Annotated in this window: 12 protein-coding genes; 10 read left to right on the top strand and 2 right to left on the bottom strand. The window is 67.8% G+C overall.

Features of this window, described 5'->3' with window-relative positions; translation table 11 throughout:
* The first annotated feature begins 9 nt into the window (after positions 1 to 9).
* The 8 genes from M3190_RS00470 (at position 10) to M3190_RS00435 (ending at position 7,962) form a co-directional block, all read left to right on the top strand.
* Positions 10 to 1,314, top strand: a complete 1,305-nt coding sequence (locus M3190_RS00470; protein WP_251577241.1) for an ABC transporter substrate-binding protein — start codon at positions 10 to 12, stop codon at positions 1,312 to 1,314.
* Positions 1,311 to 2,234, top strand: coding sequence for a carbohydrate ABC transporter permease (locus tag M3190_RS00465; RefSeq protein WP_251577239.1), 924 nt, complete (start codon positions 1,311 to 1,313; stop codon positions 2,232 to 2,234). The genes M3190_RS00470 and M3190_RS00465 overlap by 4 nt, the downstream gene beginning before the upstream one ends.
* Positions 2,234 to 3,154, top strand: a complete 921-nt coding sequence (locus tag M3190_RS00460; protein ID WP_251577237.1) for a carbohydrate ABC transporter permease — start codon at positions 2,234 to 2,236, stop codon at positions 3,152 to 3,154. The genes M3190_RS00465 and M3190_RS00460 overlap by 1 nt, the downstream gene beginning before the upstream one ends.
* Positions 3,155 to 3,181: 27 nt before the next feature.
* Complete coding sequence (locus M3190_RS00455) at positions 3,182 to 4,876, top strand: glycoside hydrolase family 13 protein (RefSeq protein ID WP_439957992.1); 1,695 nt, start codon at positions 3,182 to 3,184, stop codon at positions 4,874 to 4,876.
* Between the two features lie 76 nt (positions 4,877 to 4,952).
* The gene (locus M3190_RS00450) at positions 4,953 to 5,750 is read left to right on the top strand and encodes a DNA-formamidopyrimidine glycosylase family protein (RefSeq protein WP_251577235.1); all 798 of its coding nucleotides are present in this window, start codon (positions 4,953 to 4,955) and stop codon (positions 5,748 to 5,750) included.
* 47 nt (positions 5,751 to 5,797) lie between these two features.
* Positions 5,798 to 7,078, top strand: a complete 1,281-nt coding sequence (locus M3190_RS00445) for a putative Ig domain-containing protein (RefSeq protein ID WP_251577233.1) — start codon at positions 5,798 to 5,800, stop codon at positions 7,076 to 7,078.
* 55 nt (positions 7,079 to 7,133) lie between these two features.
* Complete coding sequence (locus M3190_RS00440; RefSeq protein ID WP_251577231.1) at positions 7,134 to 7,508, top strand: DUF2256 and DUF3253 domain-containing protein; 375 nt, start codon at positions 7,134 to 7,136, stop codon at positions 7,506 to 7,508.
* 1 nt (position 7,509) lies between these two features.
* On the top strand, positions 7,510 to 7,962 hold the full coding sequence (locus M3190_RS00435) for an MSMEG_6728 family protein (RefSeq protein ID WP_251577229.1): 453 nt from the start codon (positions 7,510 to 7,512) through the stop codon (positions 7,960 to 7,962).
* Between the two features lies 1 nt (position 7,963).
* Here M3190_RS00435 and M3190_RS00430 read toward each other — a convergent pair whose 3' ends face one another.
* Entirely contained in the window at positions 7,964 to 8,869 is a 906-nt protein-coding gene (locus M3190_RS00430) for a nucleoside hydrolase (RefSeq protein ID WP_251577227.1), read from the bottom strand.
* Positions 8,866 to 11,340 carry a glycoside hydrolase family 2 protein gene (locus M3190_RS00425; protein ID WP_251577225.1) on the bottom strand — a complete coding sequence of 825 codons (2,475 nt, stop codon included), beginning with the start codon at positions 11,338 to 11,340 and terminating at the stop codon, positions 8,866 to 8,868. The genes M3190_RS00430 and M3190_RS00425 overlap by 4 nt, the downstream gene beginning before the upstream one ends.
* Positions 11,341 to 11,561: 221 nt before the next feature.
* On the opposite strand from M3190_RS00425, the gene M3190_RS00420 reads away from it, so the two are divergent.
* Positions 11,562 to 13,250 (top strand): ABC transporter substrate-binding protein, encoded by a 1,689-nt coding sequence (locus M3190_RS00420; RefSeq protein WP_251577224.1) that lies wholly within the window; start codon positions 11,562 to 11,564, stop codon positions 13,248 to 13,250.
* Positions 13,247 to 14,236: an ABC transporter permease gene (locus M3190_RS00415; protein WP_251577222.1), complete on the top strand. Its 990-nt coding sequence runs from the start codon at positions 13,247 to 13,249 to the stop codon at positions 14,234 to 14,236. Before M3190_RS00420 ends, M3190_RS00415 begins: the two co-directional genes overlap by 4 nt.
* Positions 14,237 to 14,239: the final 3 nt, after the last annotated feature.

The raw sequence follows: 14,239 nt of genomic DNA, 5'->3' as shown, positions 1-14,239 counted from the left end.
CGGATACACATGTCATCGACCACCACCCGCAGGCGGCGGGTTGCCGCCGCGCTCGCCGTGGCCGCCCTCGGCGGCGCCAGCCTGGCCGGCTGCTCCGCCGACGGCCGCGAGACCATCCGCTTCACCTTCAGCAAACGCGAGGCGCTGACGTTCATGCAGGACGTCGTGAAGGAGTACAACGCCTCGCAGGATGCCGTCACCGTCGAGATGGACACTTCGGGTGTGGACGTCGTCTCGGCGAGCTTCGTGCGTGGCAACCCGCCCGACATCATGCTGGCGAACTACAACTACGAAGTCGCCCGCTTCGTCCAGCGCTGCGCGCTCAGCGAGCTCGGCGACACGGATGCCGCAGCCACCGTCCGCGACGATCTGCAGCCGCTCATGGAGCAGTACGGCAGCTGCGAGGGCCGCACGAGCGCACTGCCCTACTCCGTGATGGCCTCGTCGGTGATCTACAACACGCAGATCTTCGAGGAGAACGGGCTCGAGGTGCCCACGACGTGGGACGAGCTCATCGCCGTCTGCGACGCGCTCGAGGAGGCCGGCGTCACCCCGTTCTACGGCACGTTCAAGGATGACTGGACCGTCGCGCAGGGCTGGTACGACTACGCCATCGGCGGCTCGATCGACGTCATCGACTTCTTCGACGGCCTCGCCGCCGAGGGTGCCGACGTCGACGGCTCCTCCGAGGTCTCGTTCGAGAAGGACTTCACGGAGCCTGCCGAGAAGATGCTCCAGCTGGCCACCGAGTACACGAACGGGGATGCCGACAGCAGGGCATACGGCGACGGCAACCTCGCGTTCGGCGAGGGCGAGGCGGCGATGTACCTGCAGGGGCCGTGGGCGTTCAGCGAGATCGCGAAGACCGCGCCCGACGCGCCCCTCGGCACCTTCCCGCTCCCGATGACCGATGACCCGGACGACCGCGCGATCCGCGTGAACATGGACCTCGCCGCGATGATCCCCGACGCGTCGACGAAGAAGGACGCGGCGCGGGACTTCCTCGAGTACCTCTATCAGCCCGAGATCATCGAGGCCTACAACGAGTCCCAGCTCGGTTTCTCGCCGACGACGGATGCCGCGCCGCCCGAGGATCCGCGCGTCCAGGGGATGCAGGAGTTCTACGAAGCGGGGGCGATCTACCAGGGTCCGTCCGTGCTGGTGCCGAAGACGATCCCCGTCTTCGCCTACGCCCAGGCGCTGATGTTCGGTCAGGACCCGGCGCAGACGTTCGCCACCATGGACAACGACTGGTCGCGGCTCGCGTTCCGCCAGCCCGTCCTCACCGACGAGGCTGAGGAGGCCGCGCGATGACCACCACGACGGGGTCGACGACGACCCTCCTGACGCAGGGCGACCGCACGCGTCGACGCAGCAGCAAGCGCGTCGAACCGATCTACTATCTGTTCCTCCTGCCGACCGTGCTGCTGTTCACCCTGGCGATCACCGTCCCGGGCATCATCGGCATCTTCTTCAGCCTGACCGACTCCATCGGGCTGGGGGAGTGGAACTTCATCGGTTTCACGAACTACGTCGCGCTGTTCAGCGACCCGGCGATCCTGCAGAGCTACCTCTTCACCGCCGGCTTCGCGGTGGCGACGGTGATCGTCGTGAACATCGCGGCGTTCCTGCTGGCGGTCGGGCTGACCTCCCGCATCCGGTTCAAGACGGGCCTCCGGACGATCTTCGTGATCCCCATGGTCATCTCGGGCATCATCATCGCCTACGTCTTCAACTTCCTGTTCTCGAACTCGCTGCCTTCGGCAGGGTCATCGCTCGGGGTTCCGTGGCTGCAGGAGAGTCTGCTCGCGAACCCCGACCTCGCGTGGATCGCGATCGTCATCGTCACCGCGTGGCAGGCGATCCCCGGCACGCTCCTCATCTACATCGCCGGGCTCCTGTCCGTGCCGGGAGATGTGTACGAGGCGGCCGACATCGACGGCGCCTCGAAGCGCCAGCAACTTTTGCGCATCACCGTGCCCCTCGTCGCCGGCTACGTCGTCATCAACGTGATCCTGGGATTCAAGGGCTTCCTGAACGCCTACGACATCATCGTCGGCCTCACCGGCGGCGGTCCCGGAACGGCCACCCGCAGCGTCGCGATGACCATCATCGCGGGCTTCAACGGAGGCGACTACGCCTACCAGATGGCCAACGCGACGATCTTCTTCATCGTCGCGGTCCTCATCTCTCTCCTGCAGCTCTCGCTCACGCGGGGAAGGAACAAGGTCTGATGTCCACCACGCAGCCCGCGCTCGCCTTCGAACAGGCCGACGCCGTCACCGCCCCCGATCGCCCCACCGAACCACCGCGTCGTCGCCGGAAGACCGGCGCCGAACGACGCAACTGGTCGGGGACCGTCATCCTCTTCCTCTGCTCGGTCACCGTGCTCCTGCCGCTCTACGTGACCATCTCGATGTCGCTCAAGACGACGGGGCAGGCCGTCGACGGCAACGCCTTCTCGCTCCCCGCGCCGTTCAGCTTCGACGGGTTCGTGCAGGCCTGGAACCTCACGCAGTTCCCCGTCGGCGCCGCCATCTCGTTCTTCGTGACGGCGGGCACGGTGGTCGCGACGATCATCCTGGCCGCGTTCGCGTCGTACGCGATCGTCCGCAACTGGGACCGCAAGCTCTTCCGCTACTCGTTCTTCTACCTGCTCGCGGCGATGTTCATCCCGTTCCCGGTGGTGGCGCTGCCGCAGATCCAGCTGACCGGCCGGCTGGGGCTCGACAACCCGGTGGGCGTCATCCTGCTGGCGACCATGTTCCAGTTGAGCTTCAGCGTGCTGCTGTTCACGGCGTTCCTCCGCTCGATCCCGCTCGAGCTCGAGGAGAGCGCCCGCATCGACGGAGCGACGACCTGGCAGACGTTCTGGAAGCTGATCTTCCCGCTGCTCGCCCCCATGAGCGCGACGGTGGGCATCTTCGCCTTCCTCTACGCCTGGAACGACTTCATGCTGCCGTCGCTCATCATCTCGGACCCGTCGATGCAGACGCTGCCGGTGCGGCAGAACCTGTTCCAGACGCAGTTCAGCAACAACTACAACGTCGCCTTCGCGTCGTACCTCATGGCCATGGCCCCCGCGATCCTCGCCTACCTCTTCACCCAGCGCTGGGTGATGGAAGGCGTGACGCAGGGCGCCGTCAAGGGCTGATCGACCACCGACCCCGAAAGGACCCTCGTGACCTCCGACGTGCAGACCGCGCCCGAGACCACCGATCTGACCGACGCCGAACTGCCCGAATGGTGGCGGCAGGCGGTCGTGTACCAGGTGTACCCCCGCAGCTTCGCGGATGCCGACGGCGACGGCATCGGCGACCTGCGCGGCATCCGCTCCCGTGTGCCCTACCTGAAGGACCTCGGTGTCGACGCCATCTGGATGAGCCCGTTCTACCCGTCCGAGCTCGCCGACGGCGGCTACGACGTGGCGGACTACCGTGACGTCGACCCGCGCCTGGGCACGCTCGACGACGCGGACGTGTTGATCGCCGCGCTGCACGAGGTGGGGATCAAGGTCGTCATCGACATCGTGCCGAACCACACGTCCGACCAGCACGCGTGGTTCCAGGAGGCGCTCGCGTCGGAGCGCGGATCGGCAGCCCGGGCGCGCTACATCTTCCGCGACGGGAAGGGCGAGAACGGCGAGGAGCCGCCCGCCGACTGGCAGTCCGTGTTCGGCGGACCGGCCTGGGAGCCCGTGGGCGACGGCCAGTGGTACTTCCACAACTTCGCCGTCGAGCAGCCCGACCTCGACTGGTCGAACCCGGAGGTGCGTGCCGACTTCGTGCGGACGCTGCGCTTCTGGTCCGACCGGGGCGTCGACGGGTTCCGCATCGACGTGGCGCACATGCTGACGAAGGACCTGCCCGAGGACCTGCCGACGCAGGCGGAGCTCGACGCGATGCCGCAGGACGGGCAGCATCCGATGATCGACCGTGACGACGTGCACGAGGTGTACGCCGAGTGGCGAGCGGTCTTCAACTCCTATGACCCGCCGCGCACCGCCGTCGCCGAGGCGTGGGTCGCTCCGTCGCGCATCCCGCTGTACGCGAGCGCCGAGAGCCTGGGCCAGGCGTTCAACTTCGACCTGCTCGAGGCCGACTTCGACGCCGGCCAGTTCCGGCGCATCGTCGCCGACAACCTCGCGCTCGCCGCCTCGTCGGGGTCGTCGACGACGTGGGTCCTCTCGAACCACGACGTCGTCCGGCACGCCACGCGGTACGGGCTGCCGCATCCGGAGCGGGATGCCTCGGGCCGCCCGTCGCGCAAGCACGGCAACGAGTGGTTGCTCTCGGGCGGCGCCGAACCGGCGCTCGACGCCGAGGCCGGTCTGCGATGTGCGCGCGCGGCGAGCACGTTCGTGCTGGGACTCCCGGGCTCGGCCTACGTCTACCAGGGTGAGGAGCTCGGGCTGCAGGAGGTCGCGGACATCCCCGAGGCTGAGCGGCAGGATCCGACCTTCTTCCGCAGCCCCGGTGAGGACATCGGTCGCGACGGATGCCGGGTGCCGATCCCCTGGACGGAGTCCGGTCCGTCGTTCGGGTTCGGCTCGGGTGGCTCGCATCTGCCGCAGCCGGAGTGGTTCGGCGCGCTGTCCGTCGAGGCGCAGGACGAGGACCCGACGTCGACCCTGAACCTGTACCGCCGGGCGCTGGAGCTCCGGCACGAGCTGCAGACGGCCGAGGCGCTGACGTGGCTCGACACCGGAAGCGACGACGTCCTCGCCTTCACGCGGCCGAACGGCTGGACTGTCGTCACGAACTTCGGCGACGAACCGGCTGAGTTGCCGGCGGGCGAGGTGTTGCTGGCGAGTGCCGAGCTCTCCGACGACCGGCTGCCCGGGGCGACCACGGTCTGGCTGCGCGTGGCGCGCTGACCCGGGCCCGCGGGGTCCGCAAGCCGTCGACGGACGGCAGCGGACCCCGCTACGGTCGTCCGACGGAGGTGGGCGGATGCCGGAAGGCGACAGCGTGTTCCGGTTGCGGCAGCGGCTGGCCGCGGCATCCGTCGGGCACTCGATCACCGCAGGTGAGCTGCGATCGGGGGGTGCGGCGGGGACGCCGCTCGCCGGTGCGCGGATCACGTCCTACGACACGCACGGAAAGCACCTGCTGACCCGCTTCGCCACCGGGCAGACGCTTCACACGCACCTGCGGATGCAGGGGAGCTGGACGGTCACGCGGCCGGGTCGCCGCATCCCATCGCGCGAGGAGCACCGGGTGCGCGTGCGGATGCGACTCGACGACGGGTCGACGCTGTGGGGGATCGGCCTGCCCGTGGTCGAGCTCGTCGCGACGGCGGACGAGGGTGCGCTGCTCGGGTATCTCGGTCCTGATCCGCTGCGGGACGACTGGGATGCCGACGAGGCGGTGCGCCGGCTGTCGTCTCGGCCCGAGCGGACGGTCGTGGCGGCGCTGCTCGACCAGCGAAACATGGCGGGACTCGGCAACCTCTGGGTGAACGAGACCGCGTTCCTCTCCGGCGCGCATCCGTTCGCACCCATCGGGTCGGTGGATCTCGCTCCGCTCGTCGAGAGGGCGGCGCGGATGCTGCAGATCTCGGCGACCGTGCCGGGGATGTACCAGGTGACCACCGGCTCGACCCGCAAGGGGGAGTCCCGTTGGGTCGTCGGCCGCGCCGGGCGGCCGTGCCTGCGCTGCGGCACCCGGATCCTCGTGCGGGAGGAGGTGGCGAACGACCCCGAGCGCCGGCGCACCTGGTGGTGTCCGCGCTGTCAGCCGGAGGTGTGACGCCAGCGACGGAGGGCGATACGCTGTGCCCGAAGAGGGGGCATTCCATGCGCACGACGCTGTGGCGCCGCACATTGACGGGTATCGCGGGCATAGCACTCGCAGTGAGTCTCATACCCACGGTGAACGCGGAGGCGAGTCCGGCGCTGAAAGCTGCCGACGCGCACTTCCTTCACGTGAGCGACCGCCTCACGGAGATCGAGGCGTCCTCATCCGGAAACGTCCTCGTCGGCCGCTCGCGGGGAGCCGGTGTTGACGTGTTGACCGTCATCGACACCGTGAGCGGCCAAATCGCCAAGCAGAGGACAGCCGCGACGGACATCTGGGACATCGCCGTCCACCCGAAGGGGACTTCGGTCTTCACCGTCCACCCGGGATCCAAGAAGACGCGGGCATGCAACGTCACCGAGTTCGACACCCGGACTCTTCGCAGCATCCGAACCTTCGTGGTAGGCGAACTCTGCGACCATCTCGTGATCTCCCGCGACGGAAGGACGCTGTACATCGCCGACCTCAACCACATCCTCATCGTGGACGCGAGGTCAGGGAGGGTCTCCGCGCGAATCGAATATCGAGGTCTTATCGAAGACCTTACGCTGTCGCCGGACGGTCGCTTCGTGTACGCAGCCGAAGCGCAGCAGGATGCGGTCATCTCCATCAGCACCGAGTCCCGCACGCAGTCCGGCACGATGTGGGTCCCGACCAGTGCTCGTCAGCCGGATTGGCTGGAGCGGGTTCTGGTATCTCCAGACAGCCGGACGGTCTACGCCATAAGCAACCACGCGATCTACATCGTTCCTCAGTCCGGTTCGGCACGCCCGACCCGAGTGCCCATCCCTCATGAGCACCAGAGCGTCGCGCTCTCGCGCGACGGCAAGAAGCTGTACATCGGCCTGCAGAACAGGTTGATCGTTTGGGATACGGAGGCTCGACGCTTCCGGAAGGCGATCGAAGACACGGCATCCATCACCTCCCTGACCGAGTCGCCGGACGGCCGCCGCCTCTATTTCGCAGCGAGGGGGTCCGTCGTCACCTTCGGTGCGACACCGCAGCTCGTGTATCCCGATCCAACACTCGCTGCAAGGAAAGGCAAGTCCTTCGTCTCCACGCGCCCTGTGTTCAGGTACGGATGGGACCTCCAGTGGTATACGGTCACGCCTGCGCTTCCGAAGGGGCTTCGGCTCAACCCCGAAACCGGAGTCATCAGCGGCGTACCGTCTGAGACGCAGGGCACACGCACGTATCGAGTCTCGACGACCAAGTACGACGCTGACTCCGGTGTGACCACCCAGCCCACCGCGCGCATCACCATCACGATCACCAAATAGGCCGCGGACGCGCAACCCCTTCGCCCGTGTCGGCTCTTCGACGTAGCGTCGCGGCATGGCTTCCACCCCGGCACCCAAGACCTGCGCCTCGTGCGGGCGCGAGATCCAGTGGCGCAAGAAGTGGGAGAAGAACTGGGATGAGGTGAAGTACTGCTCCGACGCGTGCCGGAAGCGCGGCATCCGTCCCGTCGACGAGAAGCTCACGCGCACGATCGTCGAGCTGCTGGACGCGCGGGCGGCGTCGGCGACCATCTGCCCGTCCGAAGCCGCCAAGGCGGTCGGCGGCGAGGACTGGCGCGACCTCATGGAACCCGCCCGTCGGGCGGCAAGGCGTCTGGTCGCGGCGGGGGAGGTCGAGATCACGCAGCGCGGGCAGGTCGTCGACCCGTCGACCGCGAAGGGTCCCATCCGCATCCGGAAGGTGCGCTGACGTGCAGACCTTCGTCCCCTATGCCGACCTCGCCCGCGGCATGGCCGCGCTCGATACGAAGCGCCTCGGCAAGCAGCGCGTCGAGACCTTGCAGGTGATGCGGGCGCTGACCATTCCGGACTACGGCTGGCGCCACCACCCTGCGGTCGCGATGTGGCGCGGCCACCGCGCCGCGCTCATGGTCTACCAGGACCTCACGGTCGACGAGTGGGTGCGCCGCGGCTTCGCCGACACGACGCGTCAGTCCACACTCGCCACCCTCGACGAGATTCCCGAGGACGGGGCCGAGTACCGGTCCGGGACTGTGCGGATGCCGGGATGGTTCGGCCGCGAGGACGTCCACCGCTCGCACCGGTCCAACCTGCTGCGCAAAGACCTCGAGTACTACCGCGCGCAGGGCTTCGACGATCCCGACGACCTGCCCTACGTGTGGCCGAAAACCGACACCGAGTGATTCAGGCGGAGGCCGCGCGCTCAGCCCTGCCCTCCGCGAACGAGGCGAGTTTGGCGAAGAAGTCCTCGATCAGGTACCTCGTGTCGACGCTCTCACAGACACGGACGTCGGGTCCGTGGTCCTGCTCCGTCGCCGGCGTCATCTCTGCGTCGGCAGTGAAGCGCGTGCGAGGACGCCGCCGCCACACCGCGCCGAAGGGGTTCAACGTGACCGAGATCGCCGGAGAGTCGCCGAGTGAGCGGAAGTCCGCCGCGCGGCCGACGTTGTACCGTCGCACGGTCTCGGCGAGGTACGCGCCCAGCTCACCCTGAGGGCCTACCCGGCGGTCGAGTTCGGCCTGACCAACGCCGACGTGCGTGTAGACCGGCATCGGCACCTGCCAGAGTTCGACCCCTGACCCGAAGACGACGTTCGCGGCGGCCACGTCGTTGATCAGGTTGAACTCCGGGCCGTACACGGCCTCCACGCCGTCGTAGGGCGGACCGCCGATCCACACGACGGTCACCTCGCGCGCGGCGAACTCCGGGTCGGCGAGGATCGCGGAGGCGACGTCCGTCAACGGACCGAGCACGCACACCGTCAGGGGGCCGGCGACGCTCGCCTCGCGCAGCAGAGCGGATGCCGCGGACTCGTGCGCCGTCGACTCGTCGACGAGCGCGTGCTCCGCGCCGTCGGCGACCACGACGTCGTCGCGCCCGAGGAGCGTGAGCAGCCGGTCGACCTCGGTTCGGCTCGCCTGCAGGGACCCGGGTCGCCCGAAGTGCGCCGGCGCGACACCGACGACGTCGAGCACCGGCGACAGCAGCGCGTGGACGATCGCGAACTGGTCGTCTGCCTCATTCGCCGCATCCGTGCTGATGACGACCCTCTTCCGAGGCGTGGTCGGTTCATCGCTCCCCGCGCTCATGCCGCAGCCGTGCGTGCGCGCACCACGAGATCGTTGGCCGAGCGCAGCACTCGGTCTCCGACGAAGGCCTCGGGGTCCAGGCCCTCGGGGGCCGTCACGCGGAACACGTGCTCCTCGCCCGCAAAGAGGGTGACCATGCTCGAGTCGACTCGGGCTGAGGCATCCACTCGGTCGACGAGGAGGGTGATGTCCTTCGTGACCTCCCTGGCCGTGACGGCCACCTCGTAACCGCCCGGGACGGCGCGAGCCCGAGCGTCGAGCGCGAGGTCCAGATCGAGCGCGGTGTCGTCCGCGAAGAACCAGAGCGCGCGCTCGCCGGTCGAGGAACGGGCCACAAGCACCTCCTTTGCAGGGTTCTCTGGAGTCGCGAGCAGCGGGTCGACGGCGACGGATCCTGCGGACCGAGCGTCCACGACGAGGTCGACGCTCGAGGTCTCGAGCACCGTCCCGTCGAGGGTCTCCCGGCGCAGCTCGAGCGTGCCGGCGGCAGCCTCATCGGCGTCGTTGTGAAGGACCACCCGCAGCCCTTCACCCGCCAGCGAGGGCTGGACGGTCAGCAGCCGCGGCGCCGACACGCGCCGCAACTCGTACCAGAGCGGCTTGCGATGGCGGTGCCCGTCGACGGCTGCCCAGGACACCACGGGCCAGCAGTCGTTGAGCTGCCACATGATCCATCCGCGGTTCAGCGGGAACAGCGAGCGGAACCACTCGATGCCGAACGCGACGGCCCGAGCCTGATTCAGCTGCATCGTCCAGTGCCAGTCGTCGTAGTCCCTGGGCTCCGGCAGATGCGACCCGAGTCCGCGCTCGAGCTTGACGTTCCCCTGATCAGCCTTCTGATGTGCGAGCATCTCGGCGCCGAACGCGCTGCGCGGTTCGTCTCGCACGACGCTCTCGAGCGTCGAGAACGCCGGCGGCCCCTGGTACCCGAACTCGGACACGAAGCGGGGGCGGTGGGTGCGGTAGGCGTCGTAGTCGCGGGCGTTCCACACGTCCCAGATGTGCATGGTCCCGTGCGCGGCGTCGTTGGGGTGCGCGTAGCGGCTGAACGAGAACGGACTGCCCTCCGAGTAGAAGGTCGTCGGTGCCAGCTCGGCCACGATGCGGGGGAAGAGGTCGGTGTAGTAGCCCTCGCCCCACGTGCGCCCGCCCAGCCGCGGACGCCACTTCCAGTCCACGTAGCCCCAGATGTTCTCGTTGCCGCCGTTCCAGATGATCAGGCTCGGGTGACTGGTCAGTCGGGTGACCGCCTCGCGGGCCTCAGCCTCGAACTCATCCCAGAGCTCGGCATCCTCCGAGTACGCGGCGCAGGCGAGGAGGAAGTCCTGCCAGACCAGCACGCCTTCGCGGTCGCAGATGTCGTAGAAGTCGTCGCTCTCGTAGAGCCCGCCGCCCCAGACACGGAGGAGGTTCACGCCCGCGTCTGTGGCGTCGGCGATCGATTCGGCCAGACTCTCCGGGGTGATGCGGGTGACGAAGACGTCGTCGGGGATCCAGTTCGCGCCATGGACGTAGACGTCGCGACCGTTCACGCGAACGGTGAAGGGGCTCCCGTCCTGGTCGGGCGCGAGGTCCACATCGACGCTGCGGAAGCCGATGGAGCGCGACGAACGGGTGTGATCCTCGCCGCCTCCGTCGACCGTGACCACCAGCTCGTAGAGGTTCGCGTCGCCGTAGCCGCGCGGCCACCATGGCTCCGCCCCGGGGACATCGAGCGAGACGACGAGCGGGTGGTCACGGCGCGCCGTCGAATGCGCGACCGCTCCCGCCACCGACACGACGACCGGGACTTCCTCGCGGGTGTCGTCGTCCTGCCACTCGAGGTCGACGTGCACGTCCACGTGCGGGACCCCGTCGACGAGATCGACCACGGGACGGATCGACGCTATGCGCACGCCGGACCACTCCTCGATGCCCACAGGGCGCCAGACGCCGGAGGTGGCAAAGTCCGGACCCCAATCCCACCCGAAGTTGCAGGCACTCTTGCGGATCGCGTTGAACGGGTGGACGTAGGCGTGCGGCCGCGCGCCGAGCACCGCCTCGCGTTCCCGTGCCCACTCCACCGGAGAGCGGAAGTCGACCTCGATGTCGTTGCGGCCTCCGCGGAGCACGCCGGCCAGGTCGACCCGGTGGCTGCGATGCTGATTCGCCGTCTCGAGTACCACCTGGCCGTTCACCCGCACCGTCGCCACCGTGTCGAGTCCTCCGACGACGAGGTCTGCACGCGAGTCGTCAGCCGACGGCGTCCACGTGAACTCCGAGCGATATCGCCAATCCGACAGTCCGATCCAGGCGAGCTCGGCTTCCTGGTCGCCGATGAAGGGATCGCCGAGCAATCCGGCCGCCATGAGGTCGGTGTGCACGACGCCCGGCACCGTAGCCGGGATTCCGCCGTCGACGGCGGCACAGTGCTCCGGGCGATCGCCGCGGAGCAGCGTCAGCGTCCAGCCTGAGTCGAGCGGATGGTACATGGGTCGTCCTCTCGGAAGTGGGTTCTCTCTTGAACCAACTGAATTAAGCCGACGCGCGAGATCTGAGGCGCGGATTGTCGGGGGACTGCTTCTGATTTCAGGTGTTGCGAGGTGGCGGACGATCCGATCAGCGTCGAAGGGATGCGGCTCTTGCACGCCCGTCGGAGAAACCTTATAAAGGAACTTAAATTGTCCGCAACAGGGCGGAGAGAGGAACGACGATGTTTCTGAGCAGCACCAGCAGGAGGGCGCGGTCCGGTCGTGCGGCCGCCACCATCGCGGCGGCCACAGGGCTGCTGCTATCCGTGAGCGCCTGCCAGGCGGGCGATCGCCGCGACGAGGGCGGCATCACGGTGTCGACCGGGATCATCGGCGACATCACGCGCAACTTCAATCCCTTCTCACCCTCCGTGCTCCAGCCGACGCTCGGGGTCATCTACGAGCCGCTGTTCTTCTACAACCCGCTGAGCACGACCGGCGAGCCGGTGCCCATGCTCGGCACGGAGTTCTCGTGGAACGAGGACGGCACCGAGCTCACGATCGCCGTGCGTGACGGCGTCACCTTCACCGACGGCGAGCCGCTCACGGCCGCGGACGTGGAGTACACCTTCGACCTCCTCGCCGACACCCCGGAGATCAACGCGATCGGTTACACGGGTGACGCGACCGCGACGGATGACTCGACGGTGGTGGTCACCTTCCCCGAGTCCTCCCTGCCGCTCGGGCCCGATCTGCTGGGGCGCACGCCCATCCTGCCCGAGCACATCTGGGGCGAGATCGACGACGTCGTGAACACGATCAACGAAGACCCGGTGGGAACCGGCCCCTTCAAGCTGAGGACGTTCACTCCGCAGAGCTTCGTCCTCGAGGCCAACTCCGACTACTGGCAGGACGGGAAGCCGGGCCTGCAGACGCTGCGCTTCGTGTCCTTCGCAAGTGGCGACTCGGCGACGACGGCACTCCTCGACGGCCAGCTCGACTGGAACACGGGGCAGCTGCCCGATTTCGACGATGACGTCGAGGCCGATCCCGACCTGAACCAGATCGACACCCCGGTGAACCAGACGGCCTTCATCGCGTGCGCTGACGCCGACCGCGGCTGCACCGGGCCTCAGACGGACCCTGCCGTGCGACTGGCCATCAACTACGGGATCGACCGCGACGAGATCATCGACATCGCGTTCGAAGGCAAGGGCGGCGCGGTCTCGCCCGCGCTGCTGCTGGTCGACAGCCAGTCCGACCAGATCGCCGCCGATCTGCCGGAGGAGTCCCCCGCGAACGCCGACCAGGCGCGCGCGACCGAGATCCTCGAGGCCGCCGGGTGGGAACGGGGTTCCGACGGCATCTATGCCAAGGACGGCGAGCGGTTGTCGGTGAAGGTGCAGGTGCCGCAGGAATGGACGAGCTACATCACCGCGATCCAGATCGCGCAGCAGCAGCTCGCCGAGGTCGGCATCGACCTGTCCGCCGAACAGCTGCCGGGGAACCAGTACAGCGAGAACCGGTTCACCGGTGACTTCCAGTTCACGATGGACGGGGTCTACCAGGGACCGGCCCCGGACCCCTATTACGTCTACAACACCTACCTCACGAGTGCGGGGACCGCGGACGTCGGCGAGACGGCCAACAGCAACTACTCGCGCTTCAGCGACCCGGAGATCGACGAACTGGTCGAGAAGGCCCGGGTCTCCCTCGACGACGCCGAGAAGACCGCCATCTACGCGCAGATCCAGACCATCGCCGCTTCTGCCATGCCCTACATCCCCGTGCTCGTCGTCCCCACGGTCACCTACTACCGCACGGAGGACGCCGTCGGGTGGCCCGAGGAGGGCGACCTGTATGCGTTCCCCGCATCCTGGTCGGTCTGGAACATGGGCGTCGTGGCGGCGAACCTGACTCCGGCGCAATGAGGTACTACCTTCGCAAGCTCGCGTTCTACCTCGTCGCCTTCTGGGCGGCGCTGACGCTGAACTTCTTCCTCCCCCGTCTCATGCCCGGCAACCCCGTCGACAACCTGTTGTTGAAGCTGTCGCAGAAGGGGCCCGTGAGTCCGGAGACACGTCAGAGTGTGGAACTGATGCTCGGGCAGGACCCGTCGCAGAGCCTGTGGAGCGCGTACGTCGGTTACATCGGGCAGGTCTTCTCCGGTGACTTCGGTCCGTCCCTGGCGTACTTCCCGACGCCTGTGGCGGATGTCATCGGGCAGGCCCTGCCCTGGACCATCGCCCTGGTGGGGGTGTCGACGCTGCTGTCGTTCGTCTTCGGCATCATCCTCGGCACCCTCGCAGGGTGGAAGCGGGGGTCGTGGCTCGACTCCTTCATCCCCGTGACCACGATGTTCCAGGCGATCCCGTACTTCTGGCTGGCCATCATCCTGCTGTTCTTCCTGGCCGCCACCTGGCGGGTGTTCCCCACCTTCGGGGGCTACGACATCTACGCGACCCAGCCGGAGCTGTCGTGGACCTTCGTCTCGAGCGTGGTGTACTACGCGATCCTCCCCGCGTTGACGATCATCATCTCGTCCATCGGCGGGTGGATCCTCGGCATGCGCAACATGATGGTCGCGACGCTCTCGGAGGATTACATCGTCACGGCGGAGGCGAAGGGGCTGTCACCCGTCCGCATCCGTCAGAGCTACGCAGCCCGGAACGCCATGCTGCCGTCGGTGGCGGGATTCGCACTGTCGCTCGGCTTCGTGGTGTCGGGGTCGATCGTCACCGAGCAGGTGTTCTCGTACCCCGGCATCGGCTATGCGCTGCTGCAGGCGACGCAGAACAACGACTACTCCCTCATGCAGGGGCTCTTCCTCGTCATCACTCTCGCCGTCCTGGGCGCCAACCTCCTGGTCGACCTCTTCTACGGCTTGATCGACCCGCGCACCCGCTCGGCGCGCTGACCC

Source organism: Microbacterium oleivorans (assembly GCF_023715745.1).
Taxonomy (GTDB): domain Bacteria; phylum Actinomycetota; class Actinomycetes; order Actinomycetales; family Microbacteriaceae; genus Microbacterium; species Microbacterium oleivorans_D.
The sequence above is the reverse complement of the archived record's forward strand: the minus strand, read 5'-3'. Positions and strand labels throughout refer to the sequence as shown.